Source organism: Bradyrhizobium sp. B097 (assembly GCF_038957035.1).
Classification (GTDB): domain Bacteria; phylum Pseudomonadota; class Alphaproteobacteria; order Rhizobiales; family Xanthobacteraceae; genus Bradyrhizobium.
Window position 1 is genome coordinate 1,656,832 of sequence record NZ_CP152412.1, and the last position, 25,702, is coordinate 1,682,533.

Consider the following 25,702-nt stretch of genomic DNA (forward strand, 5'->3'; position numbering starts at 1 on the left):
CTTCATGAGATGGAACCCGGCAGCAGCCAGCCTTAAATTCGACGCCGCTGGATCGATCCAACTCCGCACGGGCCACGGTTCGATCTGTCGGAAGATCCTTGGTTGGGCCTGTGATGCAGCGCAGCATCCGGGGATGATGCAGCGTGGTCCTGTCGGTATCGATGGTTGCGCCTCCCCGACTTGAGATTGCTCGCCGACTGTTCAGCCGGCGGCGGATTGCGCTGAACGGCGGCCCTTGGCGGACAATGGAGAACCGATACTCCTAGTCAGGGTGCTCTCCGGTAAGAAAACAAGGCTGCTACAATGGGTCTTGCGGTGTAGCGGACCCCCGCTACCAAGTGTGACCCACTATCCTCAAAAGTGGGTTTCGGACTGTAGCGGTCTCCCGCTACCATCTTTCCCCACACTCCCGTTACCCGGTTGGGGTAGGCGGCTTCTCCAAGCAGGGCATTTAGGCGGCCGGCTATCTCCACCGCTACTCCATTTGGTCTTGGCTGGATCCCGAAACACAGTAACCGTATCGACAAGGTCTCGAATGGCTTCTGCGGCCTCTGCGTCGCCGGCTGCGACACTTTTCCCCAATGGCATCTAAGGCAGTCGATCGGGGTCCGAGAATGGAAGGATCGCCATGTCCTTTTGCGATCGCATCCACCAGGCGTTCGATTTCCCTGTTTAATTGACCAAGCTGCTGCTCAAGGCGCTGTCGGCTTGCATGTGATTTTGCCGCGAGGCGCTTCCGATCCTCTAGATATGTGCGTACGTACTCTGCAATTGCCTTCGGCGCGCGCAACTCGGCCCTTAACCCGTTGAGAACTGCACTTTCCACAGTATCTAAAGTCTTGGCGTCAGGACACGTGCCGCTCTCCGTCGCAGCCGAGCAGCGAATGCGAACGCGACCTGATTTGTCCCGCCCATTGGTTGCCATGCCGGAGCCGCATGAACCGCAGCGAAGCAAACCAGACAACATTCGACGAGGACGACGTTGCTGGCTAGGATGCGTCCGACTGCGCTCTTCTTTGCGTTGCTGAGCAGCCGTGAATAGCTCGAAAAGAAGATTGATGACATTCTGAAAGCGGAGCTTGCCAGGAACGCGAATAGTGATGGTGCCGACAGCACTGACATGGCTGCGTTTGGTCTTGTGGCTCAAAGGCTGCAATATCTCATGCGCCACCGCCGCACGCTGCTTCGAAAGACACCGGCGACCGAGCGAGTTGCGGAGGTCAACTAGGGCGCACCGGAGCGGTCAGTGTGGGCCGAAGACGCCCAGGAAAACACGGCATCCTTTATCTGAATCAATGCCGGCGGCGGCAGCGCCACGGCAACCCTGTCCGCCTTGTCGCCTCGACGAACGAGCCTGACCACCCATATCTCTCCATCCGTATAATAGGGGTCTCCCTCGCCATTCCGCCCATTGAGCGTGGGACCGATTCCTCTCATTTGATAAATGCCGGTGACCATCTGCGCCTGGTTCAGTCCGTCAACCAATTGGTCGCGCTCCTCATCAATGTTTGGTGCGATCTTATGGGTCACCTGACCGGTGTCGCGGCTCAGTGTCACTCCCTTGTCGAAAGTAGCAGATCCAAGCCAGACGGGACGTGCATCGGCCCCGTTGGCAAGCACGAACCACACCCGGACGTGTTGCCGGCGGTCGGCGCTCACCCCGTCCGGTTTTTCAAACGCCAGGTCCTCGCGCCGCCCCTCGAAGAAGAGCGGACTGACAGGCGCGTCCTTGTAAGGCCGATCAAACAATACGCTGCCCACGATCTCTGCGCTGGTCCGCAACGTAATCGGGTCTGCGGGATACCAGCCGGCGGCATGAAATGCAGAAACGACGTCTTCACGGCTTCCAACGAGGCCGACGTTGATGGGACCGCCTGGAATTCCCTGCGCCGTCGCAGTCAGCATCGGCCGATGTGAGAGTCCGGGCTCGTGTTCGATCCGTGACCATGTCGCAGGCAGAATCAGGTAGCTGATCGTGACGTAACAAGCGATCATCGCTGCGGGAACGGCAAATAGCGGCGTCCGAGTCCTTCTGGATCCATTCATGATACTGCCTTCGAAATTTGATCGTGGCAAAATGGACGCAATATCTGCGAGCCTATACTGCGGCCGGGTGACCGACCCAGCTCCGGGTAAGTCGCCTACTTCGTCACGATCCGCCGCGTCGGCGTGACCGTGCTGGTGGGCGCCATCGGCGAGACCGCGAACGTTATCCAGGCATTCAAGCCGCATGGTCGGTTCCGCGCTTCGAACTGGCCATAGGCTTTCGGGTTGAGGTATCCCTGCATATCGCCGACGGGAAACACGAAGCCGGCTGAGGGCCGATGCAGAGCACGCGCGACTATTGCGCGCCATCTGCCTGTCCCCCTCGACGGCGGCGTGGATCAGCGCAACGATCGGACGCCTCATCTCGGGCCAATGCTATGCAAATTCGGCCGGGTTCTGAATTTCGTCCTCATCTGTGTCAGCAAGATCACGCTGGAGCTGTATTATTCCGGATTTCGCTGAAGGCTGCTCCCTGCGGTCGGCATAGGCCCGACCTGTAGCACTCCGCTGCAGGGTTTTCGAAGGACTCTCGCCATACACCTTGCGGTACTCGACCGAGAATCGGCCCAATTCCACGAAGCCGAAAAGGGTGGCGATCTCGGTTACCGTTGCAAGATTATCGCCGGCGGACAGAAGCGCGCGCCTGGCCTGCGCCAGCCGCTGCATACGAAGATGGCGGCAGGGGGGGGCGCCGTGAACGGTATGAAATGCCTTGCGCAGCGTGCGCTCGCTGACGGCGAGAGCGTTGCAGAGCGCCGAAATGTGCAGCGGCGAGTCGGGCTCTGCGAGAACGATCGCCTCGGCCCGGTCGACGAGACTGCGCCAGGTTCTGCTGGTCGACTGGCAGGAAAAGTCCGAAAAGTTTTCTGACCAATAACGGATAGTCATTAGTGCCCCCGACTTTACGATCGCGGTAAAAGCGCTAGAGCTGTGGGCAACACAGCATCAAGTACCGGGGGCGCGCTACTGTACCTGGGGGCAAACGGTGCCTGGTCGAGCGGCCCTAGGCGCTCGCCCGGCGATGGTTATGAAGCGCCCTTGACGTCGGGCGAGGGCTCAGGCGTCAGCATCCCGGTGCGCTCCGCCACAGAGACTGCCTCCGCAAACGAGCGGACCTGAAGCTTTTGCATGATCATCTGCCGATGATATTTGATGGTTCGCTCTGAGGTACCCAGCGAATGGGCAATCTGCTTGTTCATCCTGCCACGGACCATCAGCGCGAACACTTCGCTTTCGCGAGGAGTTAATTGCGCAATCAGCGCCTTTAGCGAATCGAGCCGGCTCTGATTCCGTTGGACATCCCTGAAGCGTGACAGTGCGCGCTCAATCGCTTCCAGCAGCGTCTGCTTGAGGATCGGCTTGGAGAGAAAGTCCTCCGCGCCGGCCTTGATGGCGCGAACGCTCGTGGGAATGTCGCCGTGACCGGTCATAAAGATGATCGGCCAGTGATGCGACAGTTTTGCCAGCTCCTGCTGAAGATCGAGACCGCCGAGTGCGGGCATCTGCACGTCGAGGAGAAGGCAGCCCGGCTCGGCGTCGGTGGCTTCTAAAAAGCTCGCCGCCGAATCGTAGTCGGCAACGGCATAGCCCGAAGCTTTCAACACCCGGGATATCGCGCTGCGAAACGATGCGTCATCGTCCACGATATGAACCCTGGGAGCACCTGCTATTCCCAATCTCGCCCTCGTCGTGGCTCGTCGGCCAAGTCCCGAAAGATCTCCGGACGATTTGCTGCGGGCAGACCAAGGCTCAACCGAGCACCGCAGCAAGAAGTAACCGGAAACGCGAGAATAAGTGGGGTGGCCTCGGGCAGTCAACGTGGAGCGTGCATGTATGGAATATACAAGTGTCTGACTGCTGTATGCAGTTTGTGCCAGGCGAGCGAGGCTGGGCTACAGGCACGCCGTGTGGGAGCTGACCATACCAGAATTGACGCCCCGGCTCGCTTCCTGAAGAGAGTTTCGGGCGGTGATTCGGCGGAGGTCGAAGAGCGGCGCTTAGCCGCGGCGCTAGGTCGGTCAGCTGCCATCACAACAGCAATTCATGTAACAACGATCTTAAACCTGATCACGCTTTGAGTATCCTCTTTGCGTAGGACGCCCATCGGGTGCCAGCGTCGCGCGATTCTCAGTCCAGCACGATTCAATTGACGATAGGGACAACCTCTCTCCGCTTCCGATATCCCAAAGTTCGCTGATCATGGCGAACAAGAACGCCGTCGTCAGGCCAAACAGCAGCATGCCATTCAGCGCTTCCAAAGCTCCCATCAGCTGCCACTGATCTTTGAGATAGAGGTTTGCGTGACCGTAGCTGGTCATGGCGCTGAGCGAATAGAGCATCGCAGACCGCCCATCGGGAAACGCATCAAGAAATCGATATGATACAGCCCATAGGGCTCCTTCAAGCGCGTGAAGTACTGTGGCGAGCAATACAGCCACGCCCAGCACCGCGATAAACATCGGTGCAAAGTGTCTGCGAACCGCTGCAACATTCATTGTATGGACGGCACCTCGAAGGATCATCATGAGGCCGACGACGTGGATGACCACGCTGACGACGATCAATGGTAAGCCCCAAAGCCAGTCGATGTCCCAAGGGGCCGCCACAGTTGAACTCATTGCTCACCCCCAAACCCCAAACCAGTAACACTAACCTTCTGACTGGATTGGGAACGAACGCAGATCTCGCAACGCGCGGCCATTGGTCGAGTCTTGCTTAGCGGCGACGGCCTATGGAGATGTTCGTAAACGCGAATACGGAGATCGTTGGCCACCCACTGCTCGACGCCTGTCGTGTAATGGTTGTCGGCATAGCTTGCTACCGCACCGAAGATGGCAATAACCAGCGTCGCGGTCCCGGCGAATAACGCTACCACCGGGCGCAGCCCGTGATCTCCGAGGGCGTCATCGAGGACAAGCCTTAATGGCCATGGACGTGCTGCTACCGCAGGACTAGCGGCAAACTCCGCACGTACCATTGGGCCGCGCTGGGCCGCGGATTGCCGCCGTTATCCCGTCCTCATCGCGCTCTTGCGCGTTGACGACGCACGGTTTGTTGCCATCCCGCACGATTGAAAGCCGACGCGTCAGAGCATCTATCAATTGTAACAGGCAGCCCGCCAACTCCTCTTGGGAACTCACACTAGGTGCTCCTGCTTCTGGTCGGGCACGGCGACAGCACGCTGTAGAGAACAACACCGAAGGGTTCGATCACGTGGACCAGCGCCGTCTCTACCACTTCGCGGGAGAGCTTGGAGGCATGACACGCGTCCGTGTCTCACTTGATAGATAACCCCGACCGTGCGCCTGTCAGTATCGACGCACTCCAACGGCTCCTCTGCGGTATCCATACCGGCCAACTCCAACCGCCGCACATCCCCGTGGCCCGCAACGAGCTGCTGCGCAACCTCTTGGCCCACATCCCGCAGCGCCTGCTCTATAGTACGCTTCACTCCGACCACCACCAAAGGTGACGAGACCGAGAAACACGGTGAGACTCAAAGCCATGACACGAATAATCGGTGACATTTTCTTCTCCGGCGCTATCCATGTTGTCGCGCTACTTTGTACTGACCAAGCTTGACGTGATTATCAGAAGCCTCGTGGCGTCGACTATGCAAAAGCGGACAGTGATTAAAAAAAGTCTCGGCGCGCTACAGAATTAACATTGCCAGCGCAAAGCAGTTCGTTGCGCCAAGCTAGCCGGGATGACCACTGTGGCTGGTCTGTCGGGTCTCTTGGATGCACCCAGCAAGAAACGCCCCGGATGATGTCGGGGCTTAAGTTTGCTGAAAATTAGAATGAATCAGTAACCGGCGACGACGGGCCGCCGAAACGGCCGTTTACGCGCATAATGACCACATATCCACATCCTGGCTGATCCGATTGAGCGCACCGGCGCGTGTGATCGCCACCCGGCCAGTGAACGACCATCCCCCGTGTATCGCGGACGACGTCGACGACGATCTCTGCAATAACGGTCCAGGTTATCTTCTTGCGCGTCTCATGCGTGGCTCGCGCCCTGTCCAGGCCGCAGCCACGTCGCGCCCGACTACCATGAGGCATTGCCGATCCACGCTGGTGGGAAGCAGCTCAGTCCCGGCGTCGAGCTGATTGATCTCGGTTTCGAGACTTCGCACGGCAAAAGTCGCTCGTTCCAGCGTCTCCTTCTACATCGGCGCAAACGGCGGGTGCGGAACGAGCCGCAATTCCTGGAGTTTCGTGCCGGTAGTTGGCGTGGTCACCACCAGGCGGGCCGCCTAAGCAAAATCGGCAGAAATGAACGCAGATCGATTATGACACTTTCAGCATGGCCCGGCGCGCGTGTATGAGGCTCTCAACCCTGTTGGCGGCAACGTTCAACGTCGCCATATCTGCTGCATTCTCGTCCCCATCCGCAATTTTGAGGCGCTGGTCGCTCAAGATGTCATCAATCCGGTTCTCTATCTGGGACAATTCCTCCTCGCGCTCCGCCTTGCGAACCCGACGGGCCAGGACATAGAACGCGTCGAGTGCCGCTTCATCCGGTTTCGATGTCCGCAGGCCGATGAACCGCCAGGCCGCCGCGAGAATCGAGGCCAATCCGCCAAGGATCATCGGCGTCAGGTAGATCGCATTGCTCCATTCGTCCAAAAAGCTCTGCTGGGTGCCATTGAAGTACTCAGCCGCACCTGCATGGACCGGCAGGAAGGCGTCGGGATCCGTGTCGGGAGCGGTGACCTGCGCTAGCATCGGCAGTTCGTGGATGAGATCGCGCCGCGCGGCGAGAAGCGATTTCGTCAGGTCGGCAATGGTGTCGGGATTGAGCTTTTTTTGCGCGACCAGGTAGAATGACACACGCAACGTCGTCAGGTCGTCGCTCGGAAGTGGCGGCGCGCCGCGCAGCGTGCCCTTCGGCACATCGAAGCTTTCATATGCGGGATGGCTTTCCGCGATCGCCCCGGCCGATTCGATGGGAATGAGCACCGGCTGGGATTTCGCATTTTGCGGGAAGAGGCTGCGCGCCAGCGCCAGGTATTTTTCGGTCAGGGGAAGCACAAGCAGAAGCGCGTCGACGCTCCTCGAGGCGATAGCGCGGCGTACGTCAGGCGCCGGGATATCCTTGAAGGTGACTTTGGCGCGGTCGAGATCATATTCCTGACGCAGCGCGTCGACGACGGCTCTGTTGATCTCCCCGCCGACCACGCCGACGTTGTGGCCTTTCAGGCTCGGCACATCAGTCAGCGACGAACCGGGAGGGGCCAAAACCAGTACGACGGCGTGGGTAAGCACGAGGACGGCCTGGGCCTGCGACAGGTCGCCCACGTCACCACGGACGACGGCGAGATCGACCTTGCCCGATGAAAAGGCCTTGGCGGCTTCGAGCGTGCCCGGTTGCTTGACGATCCGAAGCCTTACCGGCGCCCCCGTCGCGGTCAGCCGATTGGCGATGGCAGACATGATCTTGTCAGCTTCGCCATCAAGCGATCCGACGGCAACTGTCAGCGAGACCGGACGGACATACCAGAGATAGGCGAACAGCCCGGCGCCAATGGCCAGCAGGAAAGCGCCGCTCACCATTACGATACGTAGCCAGGCCGGTAGTTTGATCGAGGTCATCGGGCAACTCTCCGAGCTAAGCTTTGCGTTGCAACGTCGTCAACGGCGCTTCTCCGAAGGCGGCACGATACGTCGCGGCAAAGCGTCCGACCTCGAAGAATTGATGGTCCCGCGCGATGCTCGCGACGCTCGCCATAGACGGATCGGCGCGCCGTAGCGCAGCGCGGGCCTTGTTCAGCCTGCGCAACAAGAGGTATCGCATCGGGCTGACGCCGAGAAATTCGCGACAGCACATCCGCAATGTGCGTTCGGCCACGCCGATTTCGGTACAAAGATCGGGCAGCGCGACCTTCCGGTCGACGGATTTGCGTAGCGCTGTTTCGAGGCGGGTCATCAAGGAGGTGTGCTTGGAGCGTGTCCCGGGACTGTCTTCAGTCCCGTCGCCGGTCAGGCAATGGATCACGGCATGAAGCATGTCCTGTTCAAGTGCTCGTGCCACTTCGGGTTGCTCAATTAGTTTGCTTGTGGGGGCTGCCAGGTGACAGGCGTGTTGGAATAGGCGTCGAAAACGGGACAGGTCCGCGCCGCAAGGGTGGAGCAGTCTGGTTGAGCGCGGTGGCAGGATCGGCTGGCCGGTCAATGCCGCACCACTGCTTGCGAGTTGATCCAGCGGCAGGGATATCAGGCCCCATTGGCATTTCCCGCTCGATAGCTGATGCATCTGCTGGCCTGGGCCATGAAAAGCGATCTTGTCACTTTGAAAAGCAAACCCGTCGCATTCCAGGCTCGCCCGGCCAACTGGAAAGGACAAGAAAACCCTGTCGACTGCAAGCGAAATGCAGCCAATGCGCGGCAGCCATTCGCGCAGCCGCATGATGACCAGATGGTTCAGTTTCAGCCGCAGCAGCTCCGCTTCGAAATCTCCGGGACCGGTTATTGTGAGATTGACCCCGATGTCGCCAAAACCCGCTTCGTATGCCCCAGGATCGTCAAAGCTTAGAATGGAGCGTTCAGCCATATCCGGTGTTCCATCGGACGGGCGAACGGCTCTTACGGCCTTTTGATGCCCATGGGTATCCTCGACGCGGCACCATCAGACAACTGATAGGCGCCGGCTATGCAATTCCGGCAGCGTGAGACGAAAAGGTCACTTCAGGGAGCGCGGACGCACATCCAGCTCCGGCAAATGCCGCGCTAGCGCAAATCGGCTGGTCGATTGTGCGTGGTTGGGTAACGAAAATGTTGCGTCAGTGAAGGCGTCCCACGATGTTCTCGGTGGGCAGCGTCGTGGGGCGATTGAGATGGAGATCGGGATCCTGCGCGGGCCGTCGCAGTGTTTCCGACGGCAACTCTCCAAACAGCTGGCGGTAGGTGACCGAGAAACGCCCGAGCTCCCAGAACCCGTAGTCGGTCACGATGCGGGTAACGGTGGCTTTGGATGCGTCAGCGCGCAGCAGCGCGCGCCGGACCAGATACATTCTTCGCAAGGCGAGATAGCGCATTGGGGCCATGCCGAGATGTTCTTCGCAAGCCGATCGCAGCGTCCGCTCGGAAACGCCAGTCGCAGCGCAGAGTTCGGTCAGATAGATGGCCCGGTTCGGATTTGCGGCCAGATAATCCTCGAGCCGCGCGATGATCGCATTGTGACGCCGCCTGCCAGCGGTAATCTCGATGCCGGCGCCTTCTGCAAGGCATCGAACCATCAGATAAGACAGTTGTTGTTCGAACCCGCGAAGCAGCTCCGGCGATTCCAGTGCGTCCGGCGCTGTATGAGCCAAATCGCCGACGGTCTGGTGCACCTTCAACAGGCGCGACATCAACTCCGGGCGGGGCCGAACCACGCGGGTTGTCAACTTTTCCAGAAAGTCAGCTCCGATGACGGTCGTGAGGGTTGCATTCATGTCCTCCTCGGAGAGAGACATCCCTCCATGGCGATGGTTGGCGCCGGAACGCTTGTGCGACACGTCGAACTTGTCGATGATGATATCACCCGGCGTGACGTCCATGCCGCAGTGTTGAATTGAAGCGCCTTCCGATTGCGTCAGAAAGCTGATGGATCTGCGTCCCGGCCGGACGGCAAGTTTGTTAACTTGAGGCAGGTTTACCTCGTATCGACTCATCCAAAGCCGATTCAAACCAATCTGCTCTATCTTTAGATCAAACTCACCACGCATTGTCGGAAATACGTTGAGCTCGCATCCTTGAACGGCACTCGGGCAAAGCAGCGGATCTTCGATCCTCATCGTTCTAACCCAAAACACTTCGGATGCTCCTGCAATGGTTGGATATCTCAGAAAGATCGCTCGAAACTAGCGCAGCATTCCAAAAGTAAAGTTGTAATTCAATATCGCATGCAACCGCCGAACAGTGAAGCCGTTATGACGAACCGAAAAGGGCAATTTTCGTCGTGTTGGCGCAACCGGTTGCCGATAGGTCTCGGCTAACACGGGAATGATAGAAGGTTGGAGCGCTGAAGGCGTTTGAATTTCGAAGCCGCGGCTTCGCTGCGAATTCGGCGCCGTGAGCCAAGGGCGCAATCTTTTCGCTCACGGCGAGTTCGTCGTGCCGATTTTGCATAGTCTCGGCTTCGCGCATGCTGCTCTATGAAAACAGAAGGCGGTTCGGGGCCAAGCGCCTGCCCGCGATCAATGAGGTTTTGCGAGATGATCGGGAAAGGAATGCGTGCGCAAGTTCTGGCCGTCGTCGGCGCGCTCTGCGCATGGTCTGGCTCTGTGTCTTCCGCAGCCGCCCAACAGGCATCGTGGACCCAGATCGGCATGCTGGCGTGCAAGGTCGACCCCAGCATCGGGTTCGTCATATTTGGCCATCAATCGATGTCATGTCGCTTTACACAAAACCCGCCGTTCCCGATTCAACTCTATGAAGGCGCACTCAACACCGTTGGGATCGATATCGGCGTTTCGGCTGGAGGCGCGCTCGCTTGGGCCGTTTTGGCCCCGACGGCAGGCCCTCCGGTCGGAGCCCTCGCTGGCGAGTATGTCGGGGCGTCAGGTGACATTGGGCTCGGCTTGGGCGCCGGCGTCAATGTTCTTGTCGGTGGCTCGGGGCGGTCATTTGCGTTGCAGCCCGTTTCCGTAGAGGGATCGATTGCCATCAATGTCACTGTCGGCCTTTCCGGCCTGCAGCTGCGTCCGATCTATTGAAGCTCCGCGCTTTTTTCTGGCGTGACGGGATGGGACGCGGCTCCAGTTCGTGGTGTCGAAAGTGCATGGCGGGAGCGAGCTCGCAGAGATCGGCGAGCCCACAGGGAAAGCAAATCGGAAGACCCGGTGCCAACTGATCCGCCGAAAACATGGTATGTTTCATTTGAGGTGCCGAAGAAGGTGCGCAAAGCATCGGCGCAGCGACATCCGAGACGAAGTGAGAGCTTTCCGACCGAGCTCGACGCCCAGAGGTTTGCTCGCCAGAAATTCGAGCAAGGATACGTCGTGACCGCGGGTACCATCAATCCCTGCACACCGCGACGGGCAATTCCTTCGATACTCATTCATCATTGGTTTGCGGAAATGTCCGAGCCGCCGTTTGTCGAGCCGGCCTCATTCGAGGATACCAAAGAGGCTGATCTGTCGTAGAAGTCACCGCGATGCGGTGCCCTGTGCATTGGCAGATTTTGCATAGAGCGTTCCGGCGAGTTGTCGATTTCGCTCCAGCATCCCGCAATCTCCCGGAATATTGAGCAGGGTTCGCCGGACGACGCACAATGCAAAGTTTGACCGAGATGTTGCCCGTCCCTCCCTCGATCGATCAGCTTGGCCGCATCATTGCTGTCAGTCGGATTGTCAGAATTTACATATTCGTCAGCTCGCTCGGCTGACACCCAAAGGCCTTTCGCGAAGGTCGCTTGTGGTGAACACCGATGGCGCGTCGGTGCTTCCGCTGCGGCAACTTGGCCACAGTCGGGAAAACTGAAGGCGGGCGTCAGATTCTGCATAGCGGGTTGCGCGAGTTCGATGCGATTTGATGTGCATGAATTTCTTCGATCAATCAGGTGGGGTCATGAACAAGATTGGAAAGCCAGCAGTTGCGATCGCGGCTTCGGTAATGATGGGTGGCTACGCAGTCGCGGCGGATTTGCCGGCGGCGCCCGTCTACAAGGCGGCTCCGGTTGCCGCCGTCTACAACTGGACGGGATTCTATGTCGGCGGCAACGGCGGTTATGGCTGGGGTAACCAGGACCCGCTTGTGCTGTTCTCCAACAGGTTCGATCGTGCCGGCTTCGACATCAATGGCGGCATGATCGGCGGCACGTTTGGCGCGCAGATTCAGCAGGGATATGTCGTGCTCGGCTTGGAAGGTGATGTGGACTGGGCCAACATCAAGGGCTCGTCCGTCGTAACACCCCGCGTTCTCGGCATCGGGCAGGGCGTCACGCTGAACACGTCGTCGAGCATCAGCGCCTTGGCAACGGTGAGGGCGCGTGTCGGTGTCGCCATGAACAACGTGCTGATCTACGCCACCGGCGGCGGAGCCTTCGTCAGGTCGACCGCCAGCGCATCGAGCATCGCGGGCGTACCCTGCGGCACGCTTGGTGTCTTGCCGGATTGTTCCGGCTCGTCCTGGCGTCCGGGCATCGCCGCGGGGCTGGGCCTGGAATATGGCTTTACGCCGAACTGGTCCGTGAAGGCCGAGTATCTCTACACGAAAGTCGTCGGCACTGGAATCAGCACGGATCAACTGAATATCGTGCGTGGCGGCGTCAACTATCGATTCTGAATGGAGCGGCATTGATGACGCATTCGGCCGTGTTCGATGCGCGATGTGCCGCCTCAACCATCCGATAGTGCTGCATGGATCCCGATCGCGCATCCGAGCCGATGGTTTTTCAGCTCGGATGCCGGTCGCCCGCGAAGGCGCCCGGACTCTGAAAGTCATGTGAAGTCCTTCCACATCTGATTCATTCCAAAATGGGGGCTCCCAATGCGTTCGAAACTGCTGCTTTCCGCCGCTCTGCTTGCCGCCGGCATGGCTTCAGCCAAGGCCCAAGTGCCGCTGTCGTCCTATGTCGATGCGAACGGATTCATCGACGTCCAGACGTTGACCTGCGCGCAACTCGCAGGGACTTACCAGGAGGACGCCGATGCGCTGACAGCCTGGTACAGCGGATGGTACAATGGCCTTGCCAAGAAGCACTTCCTTGACCTGCGCAAGGGCAAGCTCGTCGAGCACGAAGTCATTGTCTACTGCAAGGCCAATCCGGACAGGCGCATCATCGATGCTATCGCTGTCGTGTTCAAAGCGGAACGGGAGCTGATGGGCATCCAGATGAAGTAGATCGTCCGGAACGGCGTCGTCGCGGCGGCAGACCTGTCCCCTTATGCCGCTTTGCCAAAGCCGCACAGCTTGCCGTCTATTTCATGTGAGATGCCGCTCTGACGAGTCGGGATTCTAGATTTGAACGATTTCGGGCAATACACCGACGCCATTCGGGGTGCGACGGTGACATTTCTGAAATCCGCCCCATCGTCCCACCGTTGGGGGGTGAAGTATCTCCCCTTGAATCGCACGATCCTTCAGTTCGGAGCCGACGGCGGCCCGGGGATCTCTCATGGCGTCACCGCCCCGAACTTGACGACGGTGATGATCCAGTCGTCCAATTTCGATGATCGCGTCGTGCTCGATGGCGTGCCATGCCATGTGTCGGACCTGGTCATTATGCCCCCGGACTGTCAATTTACCTTTGTTCGGTTCGGTCACGTCGAGTGGATAGCATGGTCGCTGCCGGGGGATGGGGAGGTCGCGAGGAAGATCCTTCCCGTCGCCACAAGTCGGGAATCGCCGAACACCGCCAAGCATCGCGTCCGGTTGCCAATACCGATCGCATCGGGACTGATCGAAGCATCGAGGCGGGCCCTGCGTTCCGTCTCCGATTCCGCTTCCGCCGATCGGCCCATGATGGCCCGGGAGACGGAGCGCGCCTTGATGGATGAACTGGCTTACGTCTGGGACAATCGCCTGAGCGAGACCCTCCTGCCCACCAAGTACACCGTCTCGTCCGAGCGAATCGTTCTGGAGGCACTCGAATTCGTGCGGAAGAAGCCGGAAAGCATCGTCCATATCAAGGATATCGTGAAAGCCACCAAGGTGGAGTACCGAACCTTGCTGCGCGCTTTCGAGCGCTATCTCGGCTTCTCGCCAAAGCACTATCTGAAGCTGCGACAGCTAAACCTGGTTTACCATGAGATCCGTCGCGGGAATGGTGCATCCGCCAGGCTCGCCGATATCCTGGCGGCCCACGGCGTCACCGAGTTCGGCAGGTTTGCCGGCCACTACCGGTCGCTGTTCGGCGAGTTGCCATCCGAGACATATCGCCGGTTTCGCGCAGTGAAGTCTGGCAATTCGCTGTGAGTTCGGCGTGGTGTTTTGGTGCAACACCGCGGTGAAATGCTCGGCGGTGACAGTTTCTGCATATCAGGTGAGCCGGGGGCGATGGCAAATGGCTGGACTATTCTCCACCTTCGAAAAGGCTCACAGACGATGAAAAAAATCAGTTTACTCGCCGCAGCGGCGGTGACGTCCGTTTCACTGACGGGTATTGCAAAGGCCGCTGACCTTCCTCAGAGACCAACCTACAAGGCAGCGCCGATCGCAGCGCCGATGATGTACAACTGGTCCGGCTTCTATCTCGGCGCGAACGGCGGATATGGCTGGAGCAACCAGTGCATCGATGTCACCGCCATCAACGGAATTGGCGGCATTTTCGCGGAAGGCTGCAACAGCAAGGGCGGCGGCATCATCGGTGGTCAACTTGGCTATCGCTGGCAGGCTGGACAATTGGTGTACGGTCTGGAAGCGCAGGGCGACTGGGCCAACATCCGCAATACGCGCATCAGTGCGCAGGATCCGACCCGCACCTACAAGTCGACCCTCGCCGGCTTGGGCCTTTTCACGGCTCAACTTGGCTACGCGGTCAACGAGGCGTTGTTCTACGTCAAGGGCGGCGGCGCGGTTGGTAGCCAGGACTTTGCCATCATCAACAACGTGACCGGCACGGGCCTTGCTTTTGCGAACCGGACCCGCTGGGGTGGGGTCGTGGGCGTCGGCTTCGAGTACGGCTTCTCTCCGAACTGGACGGCCGGCATCGAGTACGACTATCTGTGGCGGGTGAACGAGAGCAACACCTTCCTGACGCCGTCATTGGGCCCCATCGCGTCGATCACCACCAACACCAAGACGGATGCGAATCTGCTCGCGCTCCGCCTCAACTACAAGTTCGGTTACTAATGAAGAGAGGAGGCCGGCCAACTCGGCTGGCCTCCACTCGGTCCCATCATGTGCCTGGGCCCAGGTCGTCCCTGATTCTGGAACTGATCATGCTGCCGAATACGATGTCGAGCGGGCCGAGTAATTCGTGCCGCACACCGGTGTTCGGACAAAGTGATTGGAGACATCCATGATCGCTGCACGTCGCACGTCGCACGTTGCCGCTGCTCGGCTTGGGCCTGTTCGCCGCTCCGCCGTCCACTTCCTTAACCGCCGTCACGCCAGATCTCGACCGACCACGTCATCCGCAGGTCTCAACGATCGGTTGATCCATCAACGCGCCGTCGAGGCCGTGATCTGGTCGATGCCAGCTATAAGCGAGGTGTTCTTCCGGCAGTCTCTTTTCCGTGGCCTCGGAATGAAGCCCGGCGACGTCATGGTCACGTGTAAGCCCCTTGTGGCGCGTCACGAGGTACTCACGGCAAGCAACCGAGTCAACCACGCGGCTATGGCATATGAGCAGAAGCAGCCCGTCTTCACCCTCAGTTGACCGCGTAGCACCCGTCGCTTGCCTCAACGCAACCGCTGAACTCGGCGCAGTGTCCGGGTCCAGTTCTGCGCCGGCGTTTGGTTCCCTGGGGCTATCGTGGCTGCCCCTTCTGTTCACGACGTACGCTTCTTTGGCTTCTTGCTTATGGCAAGCGTCTCCGCTCCCTTGGTTCCGTGTTTTTCGAAATCGGCCAAAATTCCTTCGTCGGACAAATCGAGCTTTTTGGAATTTTTCCAATCCTGGCGCGATGTCTTGACGAGCCGCTTCACGACATGCTTGGCGTCTGTCTCGACGGCCAGTTCTCGTCTTGCATCGAAACTTCCCGGCGTGAGGTTGATCGATCCTACAATCGCGCGCTTCTCGTCCGCGAGCAGCATCTTGCCGTGCAGCTTGAGGTCTTTGAGTTTATGAATCTTTGCACCGACGTCGTGCATGATGCGGAGACCGCCGACCGCTTCGACAAGCTTGTTCCGCTTCAGCTTGTGCGCGGGCCGCGCCATGATTCGGACGCGAACGCCACGATTTAAGGCTTGAACCAGCCTTTCGATAATTACCGTGTCCTGGTAACGCTCGTTTTGAATCCAGAGGCTTTTCTTGGCCCCGTCGATGAAAGCCGCAATACGTTCGCGGCCGTCGTTGGGACACCAGATGAGCCGCGACTTGGGGTTGGGCTTGAACGGCTTTCGTGACCAATCGGCGTTGAAGCACGCTATCATCTCCGCAACTTCGCGCTTGCTGGTCGTTACGACGGCGTAGTCGCGGGTTTCCGTAAGGTCCCGCGTCTCCCAGTTGAGAGACTCCACAAATCCAGACGCATCATCAACGACCATCGACTTTTGATGGGTTAGTGCAAACTTCTCGCTGCTGTTCCGAACCTTGACACCCGCTTTGAGCAATAGCTTGCGTGCCTCTTCGTTGTCGCTTTCCCCGTCGCGTCGCGCCGGGTTCAGCATCACACGCACGTTGACGCCGCGGTGTTGTGCCGCAATCACGGCACGCAACAGTGTCGGATCGGTGAACAGAAACATTCGAATGTTGAGCGAATGTTGAGCCGCATTGATCGGATCAAGGATCGATTTGGCGGTGTCATCCGGGAGAACGATTAACCTGTGCGACATTGCCTTAGCTCCAGAAAATCACAAAGCGAGATGGTCGACCGGAGGCTACGGGGTGCCGGCCGGTTCATATTGGACGCGGTGCAGTTCGGCGTAGACGCCCCCGCGTGCAATCAATTCGTCATTTGAGCCTTCTTCGGCGACGACGCCGTCCTTCAGGACGACGATCTTGTCGGCGCCGACGATGGTGCTGAGGCGATGCGCGATCATGATGACCGTGCGCCCCTTCATTAGACGCTCCAGGCCTTCAATGACCAGACGTTCGGACTCCGTATCGAGCGCCGCGGTGGGCTCGTCAAGGATCATGATTGGACTGTTGCGAATGACCGCACGCGCGATGCCGATGCGCTGCCGTTGGCCGCCCGAAAGCGTGTCACCACGCTCGCCGACAGGGGAGTCGTAGCCGTGCGGCATCCGACTAATGAACTCGTCCGCGTTGGCAATTTTTGCGGCAGCGATGACCTCGTCATTCGTGGCCCCGGGACGTCCATAGGCGATGTTCTCGCGAATGGTTCCACGAAACAGCACCGTTTCCTGCAAGACGAAACCAACCTGAGAACGCAGTGACGCCAGCTTGTACGTTGAGACGTCGGAGCCGTCGATCAGCACTCGTCCGCCGGTGGGATTGTAGAAGCGGGGAACCAGGCTCAACACTGTCGATTTGCCAGAACCCGTTGGGCCAACAATTCCCACGACCTGTCCGGGTTCGATGCTGAACGAAACGTCGCGCAACACTGGAGCATCGTCACCGTAGCCGAATGCGACATGATCGAACGTTATGGCGCCCTTGAGGCGACCAGGATCTGTGGCATCCGCATGCTCTTGGATGACGTCATCGGCGGACAAAATGGTTTGGATGCGTTCCAGGGCCACCGTCGTTTGCGCGATGGCGCTTGTCATGCTCGCGAGGTCTTTGACGGGTTTGAAGAACTTTGACAGATAGGCCAAATAGACGGTCAAGGCGCCTGCCGTCATCGTCCCTGCGACGATCAGGGAAGTGCCCTTCCACAGCACGATCCCCGTACAGACCGCCACCACGATATTGACCATCGGCGACAGCAGGGATTTCACCTGTCGCGCCTTCAGTGCAGCTTCAACGGTGGCATGGCTCGCGGCCTCCAGATGGGCAACCTCGAGATCCTGCCGTCCGAACGCCTTGACGGCCCGAACCGAACCCAGCCCCTCCTGGACAACGGCAACGATCTCGCTCTGGCGCGCACGCACGGTTCGTGTGACGTCCTTCACCGCCTTCTTGAAGTGGAAGAGGAACACCACCAGGAAGGGCGTGAAACCGACGGCAATCAGGGTGAAATCCCAGTCGAGCCAGAACATCAGCCCGACCATGAAAATGATCGTGATCAGGTCAACGACGATGTCGAGCGTCGATGACGATGCAAAACCTTGAATCGTTGCAACGTCGCTGGTGATCGTGGACATCAGCGCGCCGGTCTTGACGTTGTCATAGTAACGCAGCGAAAGGCGATGGAGATGTTCGTATATGCGAATACGAAGGTCGTTTGCCACCCATTGCCCAACGCTCGTCGTGTAGTAATTGTCGATGTAAGTGGCGATTGCTCCGAAGATGGCGATGAACAGGGTTGCGACCCCTGCGAACAGGGCGACGCCGAGCGTATGGCGTCCAAAGCCGTAGTCGTGTGCCCAGGCGAGCCAGTCCGGGAGCTTGTGGTGTCCGAGGGCGTCGTCGAGCACCAGCTTGAGTGGCCACGGTGCTGCCAAGCTCATGGCGATTTCGACCAGCATCGCGATGAACACAATGATTAGCCAGCCACGGTACGGCCTGAGGAGGTCAAGAACCAGGCGAGTCAACTGCCCGCTCTTCGCAAGGTTTGCTTTAGAGACTTCGCCGACCGAAACGGTGGTCGTTGCAGCGGATTTCGAATGCGGCATTCCTGATCACCTGGTCATGGCCGGCCTTCTACCTCGGTTCAAATTTTCACGGTGCGACATCATCCGCTATGCAGAATCGGGCAAATCGTGGAGGCTGAACTGTTCGGGTGAGGGAACGAAGTGCCGATATCGCAGGCGTCATCGTTTCGAGGTCGGATTTTGCATAGACGGACGGCGCGATGCCGAAATAAACACGATCAGCGAAGGCGGTCTGCTCGTGACCGTTGAACCAGGCAAGAACGAGGAGCTGCAGATGCCCATCTCAATTTCGATGATTGTTCTGAGCTCGCAACTGGTCATGCCCGTGGCTGACGGTGTGCCGAAGTTCGATATCGCCCGGAGCTGCAAGCTCGATATTGCGGCGACCGCGGGCCTCACGGTTGATCAGCCCCTGAAGAGCTGCATGAATGACGAACAGAGGGCCAAACGGCAACTCGCGGGTCAGTGGCAGAGATTCCCCGCGCCAAGCCGGGCAAGCTGTGTCTCGCAAGAGAGCATTGGCGGCACGCCGAGTTACGTCAGTTTGCAGACTTGTCTCCAAATGGGGCAATGGGCGCGGTAGCAGCTCAGCCGTAGTGATCGTATTCGCTCAGCGCAATCCGGACTTCACGGGCAAAATCTATCAGCGAGATGGTGAACGCGCCGAGCGAGATCATGAAGAAGATGGCGACTCCGCGCTCGTGGTGTATCTGAAAGAACGCCGTTACAAAGGCGACGATCACGAGAAGCGTCACCGCGATACTTGCGATCACTGCCCAGAAGATCGCCCGGTTCATCATCGCCGCACGCCGCATCAGACGCGGCAGATCGGCCTTCAGCCGGCATCGGGCCGTATCGTCATCGGGAATCCCGTTCAGGATCACCGTCCGGTCGACGATCCTGTTTAGACGGGAGATCAGGACGGCGATGAAAGCGGCCAGCGCGCCCAGGAGGAAAGCGGGTGCAGCCGCTTGTGCAATGACATGAGATAGCTGAGTTACAGAGGGCGTATCTGGGAACATTGAGCGGCTTTCGGTTGGCATCACGGTCAGCGCGCTTGGTTGGACCACCTGACTTACCGTCCATCCGACGGATCGGCTATGCAAAATCGGCGTCGTCTGCATTGAGCCTTCGATTCATTGGGATAGACAATCAGCGTTGCGCGTCGAGCACGGTCCGATTTTGCATAGGCAGGTGACGACGCCGGTTCGTATAGCTATTCCCGCACATCAGCCCGAGTGGGCTCATCCATCGCAGCGATCGGTGTCGGCCTCACAGGGAGTGATCGATCATGACCAAGCGCCATTTCGTTCTGGTAATGAGCCTTGCAGCGCTGATACTTCTCGGCCCGGCGTTTGCCTCGGCTCAGCAGCCCCTCCGGGCGTCCAGGCCGGTATGCTGACCTGTAACCTCGCGCCCAGCATCGGCCTGATTGTCGCCGAGAGCCAACGGATGAGTTGCCGGTATGCACCCAACGGGCCTTATCCGCCCGAGAACTATAATGGTGTGCTGAACACGGTCGGGCTCGAACTCGGCATCACTGCAGGGGGAGCTATGGCGTGGGGGGTGTTTGCTCCAACTCAGGGGACGCCGATCGGAGCGTTGGCCGGCGAGTACGTGGGCGCCAGCGGCGACATCACAGTCGGGGTCGGTGTCGGCGCCAACGTCCTGTTCGGCGGCTCAAACCGGACGATTGCGCTGCAACCTTTGTCGGTCGAGGGGCAGGCGGGTTTGAACGTGTCCCTGGGAGTGTCGGGCCTGACACTCGCCTTCGCGCCCTGATGCCGAGGTCATTTTCCGGGATGTTGCCATGGCCGACGGCGCGACCGCGCTTGCCCAGGGGCAATGGAATGCCCGACTTGATGAGTTGGCGGACCACATCGAGCGGAACGAAGGAGGAGAACGATTCCAGCGAGCTTCGCAGCAGCGAAGCCGCCGATTCCATCTTCGCAATCTTGCCGGATATTCGATCCATTCCCCATGCTCTGTCCGTTCTTTCAGCATGCCGGAATCTGCCCGATATCTTCCGTGGTCCTGCGACCAGGGAGGCCGCATCGGCTAGAGGTAGGCTGTGTAGGAGCTGACCCAGACCAGAATGGAGGCGAGCAGCCCGATAACGCCCGCATTCGCAGCAAAGGCGGTTGCGCTGCCGGACATCCCGAGCCGGAGCGAATCGCGGCTCATTTCGTCCGGAATGGAGATCGCTGCCGGAAAGACCGACGCCCCACCGATCGCATTGGTCCGCGCCAGGGTGCCGGATGTGGCAATCTGTCCCTGGCCTACCCCCTTTGGAATTTCCGTGATCTTCGCGTGATAGATCCGTCCGGGGGCGTTGTCGAACACGATATCGACGGGCGCGCCGGCCTTGACCGTCTGGAAGCCGTTTTGTGAGAACATTCCGACAATCGTAATTTCATTCTCAACGATAAACGACATCGTTGAGCGTGCCTGGAGGGCACGATCGCCGACAGTGAGTGCAACAGATGTGACATAGCCGTCGGCCGGCGCGCGAATGGTCGTCTGCGACAACTCCCAATTGGCATTCTCCAGCTGGGCCTGAATCTGGGCAACGGCGGTGTTCACCCCACCGATTTCCGAATCCAGGGCGAGCTTGGCGCTCTGCTGAGCGGCCTTGGCCGCATTGAGCTGCGCCAGTGATGTCTCGTATTGATTCTGGCGATCCTGTCCCTGGAATTGTGTGTTGGCATCATCAGCGACGAGCTTCTGTATGTCCGCGAGACGTTTTGCGTTGAACGCGACCTGCGAGGTCAAACCAACAACGTTGGCGGTGGCTTGCTCGTAGTTGGATTTCAGTATCTCGGTTTGCTGTCTTGCGGCCGCAAGCGACGCCTGCAATTGCGCTACCTTGTATTGAAATGGTGCAGGATCGATTTGAAACAGGATGTCACCTGAACTCACCAGCACGTTCGGCTTTACCGGAATTGCTACCACCTGACCTGTCACATTCGGCGTCACCTCGACCACCCGGCCAGCGACCGTCACCTTGCCCGACGGTGTCAGATTGTTGAACAGCGCGAGGAATGTCGCGAGAATAAGCGCGCCGATCAGTATCGAAATCGTTCCCGATAGCCAACCCCAGCCCATGAGCTTGAACCTGGAAAACACGGCCCACATCCCAGCAACATAAAGGCACAGGATGATGACCACGGCCGGATCTCCCATCGTTCGGGCACGAGATCGCCATTTTCCGGCAATCGATCAATGCGCGCTATGCAAAATCGGCGTCGTGAAAGTCTTCGTACCAAACGATCGCCGTGCAGCATAAATCTACCGGCGGAGATCCAGGCGGATCTGGATTGACCGTTTTTGCATAGCCAGCCACCGCACCGGGCGCCTAGCACTTACCTGCGATCCAAACGAGCTTGACCACTAGCTGCGAACCGGAAGGAATTGTTCGGATGTTTACGAAACGCGATCTGCTTCGCTCTGCTGCAATGACCGCGCTCACCGTCGCGATGGCGAAGTCCACCCCGGCAATGGCGCAGAACAAGGCCGATTGGCCCAGGCTGTTAGAGGCCAAGGACATCGCTGAGGAAGGCTTCATCTACGGCTTGCCGCTCGTGATGAATTATGCGGTCATGCAAGAATATGCCGTGGACAGGAACTCGGGGCAGTTCAAGGCACCGTTCAACGAAATCTACAACATGCACCACGTCGCCACCCCGGCGGACACGGCAATCATCACGCCGAACAGCGACACCCCTTACTCGATACTCTGGCTGGATTTGCGCGCCGAACCAATGGTCATCTCGGTGCCGACGGTCGAAAAGGACCGCTACTACTCGGTCCAGTTGATCGACGGCAACACCTACAATTTCGGCTACATCGGCACGCGCGCCACGGGGACCGAGCCGGGCGACTATCTGGTGGTCGGCCCCGACTGGAAAGGCGAAACGCCGACCGGAATCAAGAAGGTTTTCCGATCGACGACGCCGTTCACATTCGCGGCTTTCCGCACCCAGCTCTTCAATCCCGGCGACATGCCGAACGTCGAGAAAGTTCAGGCCGGCTACAAGGCCCAACCGCTTTCCGCCTTCCTCAAACAGCCCGCCCCGCCCGCCGCGCCGAAGATCGATTTCCTTCCTGCCACCACGGCCGGGATCAAGGATAACTTCTTCCAATATCTCGACGCAGCCCTGCAATTCGTCCCCGAGACGCCGAGGGACAAGGCGATCCGTGCGAAACTTGCGAGAATTGGCATCGGTCCCGGCAAGACCTTCGCGTTCAGGGATCTATCGCTCGAACACAAGGCCGAAATCCTGGTGGGCATGAAGCAGGGTGACGACAAGGTCGACAAATGGCTGGCCAGCGGAAACAAAAACATCAATGGCTGGAACGTTGGTTCGTTCTTCGGCGACGAGGCCTTCTTCAACGGCGATTGGGCGATGCGGGCAGGCGCCGCCAAGGGCGGTCTCTATGGCAACGATGCCGTAGAAGCGATGTACCCCTATACCCGGAAGGACGCGGCCGGTGAGTTGCTCGACGGCAGCAAGCACAAGTACACCATCACCTTTGCGCCTGGCCAGTTACCGCCGGTGAATGCGTTTTGGTCGGTGACGATGTACGACGGCAAGAGCCAGCTCCTGGTCAAGAACCCGATCAATCGTTACCTCATCAACTCTCCGATGTTGTCGGCGATGAAAAAGGACGCGGACGGCTCGCTGACGCTGTACATTCAAAAAGATAGCCCCGGTGCGGACAAGGAAGCAAATTGGCTTCCGGCGCCGGATGACAAAATCTATCTCGTGATGCGCCTGTATTGGCCGAAGCCTGCGCCACCTTCGATCTTGCCGCCGGGCCAGGGGACCTGGCAGCCGCCCGGCGTGAAACAGGTTTCATAGCAGGCGCAGATTTCCGGCGCTTGAGTCCACGCCCTGGTTCAAGCAACGCGGATATTCGCATGCCGCACAGCATGCGAGTGTCTGCTTTCGATGCGCCGTCCGGTCGTGAGGCGGCTCGCTTTATGTTTTCCCGTCGGTTGGTTTTTGCATAGTCGGTGCGTCATCGCACACCCATAGTGCCGGTTAGCGCGACCAACGCCTGCTGACATTGGCGATAACCCGAATCCCGATAGGAGAACTAGAGATGACGACTGCAAGATTTGTTCAGATGGCCGGGCTACTCGCGGTGACGGCGATACTGGGCAGCATCGCAACGGCCAGTGCCCAAACCGCACAGGCGCCGTCCGCGTTGAAAACGATTGGTGCGCCGTCCGTCGCAGCCAAGCCTGAGATCGTTCCCTCGCTGTTCGTACTCAATTCCCGTGCGGCGACGTTGCAGGGCGAGACGCTGGTGCTGACGGGCATTGCCCCGAGCTCCATCATATTTGCCGACCGCCCGGTGCGATCCGCCGGCCATCAGCTCACCGCCGACGTCATCGCGGAATGGGGATCGGGCGACGACAGCTTTGCCAAGAATCCACCGAACGCGACCGTGTCGGTGCTGGGCAAGGACGGCTCGGTCAAGGACGCCGTCGTGGTGCTGAAGAACCCGAAGCTCGAGGGCGACAAGCTCACCTTCAATGTCCAGACCCTCGAAGGCGATCTGGCAGGTGCCGACGGCGCGGCCGCGCTTTTCATCGATATTATCGGCCGGCCGTTCACGCCGCTGTCGTTTGCCGGCGTCGCCCGCCGCACGGCATTCAGGGGCGCGATGTATGCCGGTGCGGTCGGGGCGGCCGCGTATGGAGCTGCCTACTACCACCCGTACGCCTACGCCTATCCCCGTCCGGCCTGCGGCTATTACCCGTATCCGCCCTGCTACTGACGTCGGCCGATCGGCAGATGGTCCTGCGTCGTCTGCTGCTTCAGATTCCGGAAAGATTTTGGAAACCAGAAAGACCATGTCATGACAACGACCCGACGTTCATTCGCGGTCTCTGCATTTGCAGGTAGCCTCGTTCTCTCCAGCCTCGCGCTCAGCTTGCCCGCCGCGGCCCAGGTGTCGCCGACGGAAGCGCAACAGATCGCGACGGATGCCTACATCTACGGCTATTCGCTCATTACGACAGAAGTTACCCGCGTTCAGATGAGCAATGTGCCGAAGGTTGAGGGACTGAAGGGGCCGCCCGGGCAGTTCATCAACGTTCCGCGCTACCCGCCGGCCGACTATCGCGGTGTTTCGGCACCCAACGCTGACACGCTCTACTCGCTCGCCTGGCTGGATCTGACTGAACCGCAGGTCTTCAGCCACCCGGACATGGGTAACCGCTTCTATCTGTTCGAGGTCGTCGATCTCTGGATGTCGGATTCCGAGTCCTCGCCAAGCAAGCGCACGGCAGACGGCAAGGCGGCGAATTACCTGTTCACCCCTCCCGGCTGGAAAGGTGAGGTGCCGGCCGGTGTGAAGCACTTCCCCGTGGCGACGCGCCACATGGTCATTGTGGGCCGGACCTACGCCGATGGGACAGAAGAAGACTACAAGGCCGTCAACGCCCTGCAGGCGCAGTACAAGATCACGCCGCTTTCCGCCTGGGGCAAATCCTACACGCCGGTGGCGCCGCCGGTCATCGAGCCCGGTTACAGCATGACCGATAAGCCGCAGTCGGTGATCCTCGCCATGGGAACGGAAGGCTATTTCAACCTGATGGCCAAGCTGATGGGAGGGGTTGCCCCTCCGGCGACTGACGACGGTGCGATGCTCGCAAATATGGCGAAGATCGGCATCGTGCCCGGCAGGCCGTTCGAGATGAGCAAGCTCGATCCGGCCGTGCAGGCCGCGCTGAAAGACATTCCGCAATCCGCGTTGAAGAAGATCGAGGGAAACAAGGATAGCCTCGGAGAGATGGTGGACGGATGGGTCGTAACAAAGGGGCTCGGGACCTACGGGCCGGCGACCTACACGAAGCGCGCGGTGGTGGCCGCGTTCGGCTGGCCCGCCAATCAGGAACGCGACGCGGTGTACCCCAACACCCAGGTCGATTCCGCCGGACAGAAGCTGACTGGCGCGAACAAGTACACCCTGACCTTCCCGAAGGACGCGACGCCCCCGGTTAACGGCTTCTGGTCGATCACCATGTACATGATCGATCAGGGCTGGTGGTTCGTTCCAAATCCGTTGAACAAGTTCACCGTCAGCATGCGCGACAATCCCAAGTTTAATGCTGATGGATCCCTGACGCTCTATTTCCAGAACGAGTCGCCCGGCAAGGACAAGGAAGCGAATTGGCTGCCCGCTCCGAAGGGCGACTTCCTCCCGATGCTGCGGATGTATTGGCCGAAGGAGACCTCTCCTTCGATTCTGAATGGGAGCTGGAAGGTGCCAAAGGTGGTGAAAGCCGACTGACATACACGCTTGACGAAGCTCATTACGAAACTCAGTTGAAA

23 protein-coding genes and 1 pseudogene are annotated in these 25,702 nt (G+C 59.2%); 11 read left to right on the plus strand and 13 right to left on the minus strand.

The window, feature by feature from the left end:
- Window positions 1–475: 475 nt before the first annotated feature.
- The 9 genes and pseudogenes from AAFG07_RS07660 to AAFG07_RS07700 all read right to left on the minus strand — a co-directional run bounded on the left by AAFG07_RS07660 (window position 476) and on the right by AAFG07_RS07700 (window position 9,826).
- Window positions 476–967: a recombinase zinc beta ribbon domain-containing protein gene (locus AAFG07_RS07660; RefSeq protein ID WP_342729079.1), complete on the minus strand. Its 492-nt coding sequence runs from the start codon at window positions 965–967 to the stop codon at window positions 476–478.
- 257 nt (window positions 968–1,224) lie between these two features.
- Window positions 1,225–2,046, minus strand: coding sequence for an LssY C-terminal domain-containing protein (locus AAFG07_RS07665; RefSeq protein ID WP_342726713.1), 822 nt, complete (start codon window positions 2,044–2,046; stop codon window positions 1,225–1,227).
- 95 nt (window positions 2,047–2,141) lie between these two features.
- A pseudogene (locus AAFG07_RS07670) lies at window positions 2,142–2,341 on the minus strand (phenol degradation protein meta); the annotation flags it as partial.
- Window positions 2,342–2,421: 80 nt separating this feature from the next.
- On the minus strand, window positions 2,422–2,934 hold the full coding sequence (locus AAFG07_RS07675; protein ID WP_342726714.1) for a helix-turn-helix domain-containing protein: 513 nt from the start codon (window positions 2,932–2,934) through the stop codon (window positions 2,422–2,424).
- A 137-nt stretch (window positions 2,935–3,071) separates the two neighbouring features.
- Window positions 3,072–3,689, minus strand: coding sequence for a response regulator (locus AAFG07_RS07680; protein WP_342726715.1), 618 nt, complete (start codon window positions 3,687–3,689; stop codon window positions 3,072–3,074).
- A 414-nt stretch (window positions 3,690–4,103) separates the two neighbouring features.
- Window positions 4,104–4,664, minus strand: coding sequence for a hypothetical protein (locus tag AAFG07_RS07685; RefSeq protein WP_342726716.1), 561 nt, complete (start codon window positions 4,662–4,664; stop codon window positions 4,104–4,106).
- Window positions 4,665–6,338: 1,674 nt separating this feature from the next.
- On the minus strand, window positions 6,339–7,643 hold the full coding sequence (locus AAFG07_RS07690; protein ID WP_342726717.1) for a TAXI family TRAP transporter solute-binding subunit: 1,305 nt from the start codon (window positions 7,641–7,643) through the stop codon (window positions 6,339–6,341).
- A 16-nt stretch (window positions 7,644–7,659) separates the two neighbouring features.
- Window positions 7,660–8,601 carry a helix-turn-helix domain-containing protein gene (locus AAFG07_RS07695; protein ID WP_342726718.1) on the minus strand — a complete coding sequence of 314 codons (942 nt, stop codon included), beginning with the start codon at window positions 8,599–8,601 and terminating at the stop codon, window positions 7,660–7,662.
- A gap of 229 nt (window positions 8,602–8,830) precedes the next feature.
- A complete protein-coding gene (locus tag AAFG07_RS07700) occupies window positions 8,831–9,826 on the minus strand; it encodes a helix-turn-helix domain-containing protein (protein WP_342726719.1) in 996 nt (331 codons plus the stop codon).
- A 420-nt stretch (window positions 9,827–10,246) separates the two neighbouring features.
- Here AAFG07_RS07700 and AAFG07_RS07705 point away from each other — a divergent pair, with 420 nt between their 5' ends.
- The 6 genes from AAFG07_RS07705 to AAFG07_RS07730 all read left to right on the plus strand — a co-directional run bounded on the left by AAFG07_RS07705 (window position 10,247) and on the right by AAFG07_RS07730 (window position 14,825).
- Window positions 10,247–10,747: a DUF992 domain-containing protein gene (locus AAFG07_RS07705; RefSeq protein WP_342726720.1), complete on the plus strand. Its 501-nt coding sequence runs from the start codon at window positions 10,247–10,249 to the stop codon at window positions 10,745–10,747.
- Window positions 10,748–10,873: 126 nt separating this feature from the next.
- The gene (locus AAFG07_RS07710; protein ID WP_342726721.1) at window positions 10,874–11,176 is read left to right on the plus strand and encodes a hypothetical protein; all 303 of its coding nucleotides are present in this window, start codon (window positions 10,874–10,876) and stop codon (window positions 11,174–11,176) included.
- Between the two features lie 424 nt (window positions 11,177–11,600).
- Window positions 11,601–12,317, plus strand: coding sequence for an outer membrane beta-barrel protein (locus AAFG07_RS07715; protein WP_342726722.1), 717 nt, complete (start codon window positions 11,601–11,603; stop codon window positions 12,315–12,317).
- Window positions 12,318–12,521: 204 nt separating this feature from the next.
- Window positions 12,522–12,875: an HdeA/HdeB family chaperone gene (locus tag AAFG07_RS07720; RefSeq protein WP_342726723.1), complete on the plus strand. Its 354-nt coding sequence runs from the start codon at window positions 12,522–12,524 to the stop codon at window positions 12,873–12,875.
- Window positions 12,876–12,995: 120 nt separating this feature from the next.
- Window positions 12,996–13,949, plus strand: a complete 954-nt coding sequence (locus AAFG07_RS07725; protein WP_342726724.1) for a helix-turn-helix domain-containing protein — start codon at window positions 12,996–12,998, stop codon at window positions 13,947–13,949.
- A 129-nt stretch (window positions 13,950–14,078) separates the two neighbouring features.
- Window positions 14,079–14,825, plus strand: a complete 747-nt coding sequence (locus AAFG07_RS07730; protein ID WP_342726725.1) for an outer membrane beta-barrel protein — start codon at window positions 14,079–14,081, stop codon at window positions 14,823–14,825.
- A gap of 642 nt (window positions 14,826–15,467) precedes the next feature.
- On the opposite strand, the gene AAFG07_RS07735 is transcribed toward AAFG07_RS07730, so the two are convergent.
- Both AAFG07_RS07735 and AAFG07_RS07740 read right to left on the minus strand, forming a co-directional pair.
- Window positions 15,468–16,472 carry a phospholipase D-like domain-containing protein gene (locus AAFG07_RS07735; protein ID WP_342726726.1) on the minus strand — a complete coding sequence of 335 codons (1,005 nt, stop codon included), beginning with the start codon at window positions 16,470–16,472 and terminating at the stop codon, window positions 15,468–15,470.
- 45 nt (window positions 16,473–16,517) lie between these two features.
- Window positions 16,518–18,377, minus strand: a complete 1,860-nt coding sequence (locus tag AAFG07_RS07740; protein ID WP_342726727.1) for an ABC transporter ATP-binding protein — start codon at window positions 18,375–18,377, stop codon at window positions 16,518–16,520.
- Here AAFG07_RS07740 and AAFG07_RS07745 point away from each other — a divergent pair.
- On the plus strand, window positions 18,346–18,939 hold the full coding sequence (locus AAFG07_RS07745; RefSeq protein ID WP_342726729.1) for a hypothetical protein: 594 nt from the start codon (window positions 18,346–18,348) through the stop codon (window positions 18,937–18,939). The genes AAFG07_RS07740 and AAFG07_RS07745 overlap by 32 nt on opposite strands.
- A gap of 4 nt (window positions 18,940–18,943) precedes the next feature.
- Here the strand turns inward: AAFG07_RS07745 and AAFG07_RS07750 are convergent, their stop codons facing one another.
- Window positions 18,944–19,480, minus strand: a complete 537-nt coding sequence (locus AAFG07_RS07750) for a DUF2721 domain-containing protein (protein ID WP_342726730.1) — start codon at window positions 19,478–19,480, stop codon at window positions 18,944–18,946.
- Between the two features lie 271 nt (window positions 19,481–19,751).
- Between AAFG07_RS07750 and AAFG07_RS07755 the strand changes: the two genes are divergently transcribed.
- The gene (locus AAFG07_RS07755) at window positions 19,752–20,138 is read left to right on the plus strand and encodes a DUF992 domain-containing protein (RefSeq protein WP_342726731.1); all 387 of its coding nucleotides are present in this window, start codon (window positions 19,752–19,754) and stop codon (window positions 20,136–20,138) included.
- A gap of 276 nt (window positions 20,139–20,414) precedes the next feature.
- Here AAFG07_RS07755 and AAFG07_RS07760 read toward each other — a convergent pair whose 3' ends face one another.
- Window positions 20,415–21,524, minus strand: a complete 1,110-nt coding sequence (locus AAFG07_RS07760) for a biotin/lipoyl-binding protein (protein ID WP_342726732.1) — start codon at window positions 21,522–21,524, stop codon at window positions 20,415–20,417.
- Window positions 21,525–21,775: 251 nt separating this feature from the next.
- On the opposite strand from AAFG07_RS07760, the gene AAFG07_RS07765 reads away from it, so the two are divergent.
- From AAFG07_RS07765 to AAFG07_RS07775, 3 genes are all read left to right on the plus strand, one after another.
- Entirely contained in the window at window positions 21,776–23,218 is a 1,443-nt protein-coding gene (locus AAFG07_RS07765) for a DUF1254 domain-containing protein (protein WP_342726733.1), read from the plus strand.
- Between the two features lie 244 nt (window positions 23,219–23,462).
- Window positions 23,463–24,143 carry a hypothetical protein gene (locus tag AAFG07_RS07770; RefSeq protein WP_342726734.1) on the plus strand — a complete coding sequence of 227 codons (681 nt, stop codon included), beginning with the start codon at window positions 23,463–23,465 and terminating at the stop codon, window positions 24,141–24,143.
- Between the two features lie 81 nt (window positions 24,144–24,224).
- The gene (locus AAFG07_RS07775) at window positions 24,225–25,661 is read left to right on the plus strand and encodes a DUF1254 domain-containing protein (RefSeq protein ID WP_342726735.1); all 1,437 of its coding nucleotides are present in this window, start codon (window positions 24,225–24,227) and stop codon (window positions 25,659–25,661) included.
- Window positions 25,662–25,702: the final 41 nt, after the last annotated feature.

Coding starts and splice junctions, on each gene's coding strand:
- AAFG07_RS07660 (WP_342729079.1), bottom strand. CDS start 967: ATGTTGTCTGGTTTGCTTCGCTGCGGTTCATGCGGCTCCGGCATGGCA.
- AAFG07_RS07665 (WP_342726713.1), bottom strand. CDS start 2,046: ATGAATGGATCCAGAAGGACTCGGACGCCGCTATTTGCCGTTCCCGCA.
- AAFG07_RS07675 (WP_342726714.1), bottom strand. CDS start 2,934: ATGACTATCCGTTATTGGTCAGAAAACTTTTCGGACTTTTCCTGCCAG.
- AAFG07_RS07685 (WP_342726716.1), bottom strand. CDS start 4,664: ATGAGTTCAACTGTGGCGGCCCCTTGGGACATCGACTGGCTTTGGGGC.
- AAFG07_RS07690 (WP_342726717.1), bottom strand. CDS start 7,643: ATGACCTCGATCAAACTACCGGCCTGGCTACGTATCGTAATGGTGAGC.
- AAFG07_RS07695 (WP_342726718.1), bottom strand. CDS start 8,601: ATGGCTGAACGCTCCATTCTAAGCTTTGACGATCCTGGGGCATACGAA.
- AAFG07_RS07700 (WP_342726719.1), bottom strand. CDS start 9,826: ATGAGGATCGAAGATCCGCTGCTTTGCCCGAGTGCCGTTCAAGGATGC.
- AAFG07_RS07705 (WP_342726720.1), top strand. CDS start 10,247: ATGATCGGGAAAGGAATGCGTGCGCAAGTTCTGGCCGTCGTCGGCGCG.
- AAFG07_RS07715 (WP_342726722.1), top strand. CDS start 11,601: ATGAACAAGATTGGAAAGCCAGCAGTTGCGATCGCGGCTTCGGTAATG.
- AAFG07_RS07720 (WP_342726723.1), top strand. CDS start 12,522: ATGCGTTCGAAACTGCTGCTTTCCGCCGCTCTGCTTGCCGCCGGCATG.
- AAFG07_RS07730 (WP_342726725.1), top strand. CDS start 14,079: ATGAAAAAAATCAGTTTACTCGCCGCAGCGGCGGTGACGTCCGTTTCA.
- AAFG07_RS07735 (WP_342726726.1), bottom strand. CDS start 16,472: ATGTCGCACAGGTTAATCGTTCTCCCGGATGACACCGCCAAATCGATC.
- AAFG07_RS07740 (WP_342726727.1), bottom strand. CDS start 18,377: ATGCCGCATTCGAAATCCGCTGCAACGACCACCGTTTCGGTCGGCGAA.
- AAFG07_RS07750 (WP_342726730.1), bottom strand. CDS start 19,480: ATGCAGACGACGCCGATTTTGCATAGCCGATCCGTCGGATGGACGGTA.
- AAFG07_RS07755 (WP_342726731.1), top strand. CDS start 19,752: ATGCTGACCTGTAACCTCGCGCCCAGCATCGGCCTGATTGTCGCCGAG.
- AAFG07_RS07765 (WP_342726733.1), top strand. CDS start 21,776: ATGTTTACGAAACGCGATCTGCTTCGCTCTGCTGCAATGACCGCGCTC.
- AAFG07_RS07770 (WP_342726734.1), top strand. CDS start 23,463: ATGACGACTGCAAGATTTGTTCAGATGGCCGGGCTACTCGCGGTGACG.
- AAFG07_RS07775 (WP_342726735.1), top strand. CDS start 24,225: ATGACAACGACCCGACGTTCATTCGCGGTCTCTGCATTTGCAGGTAGC.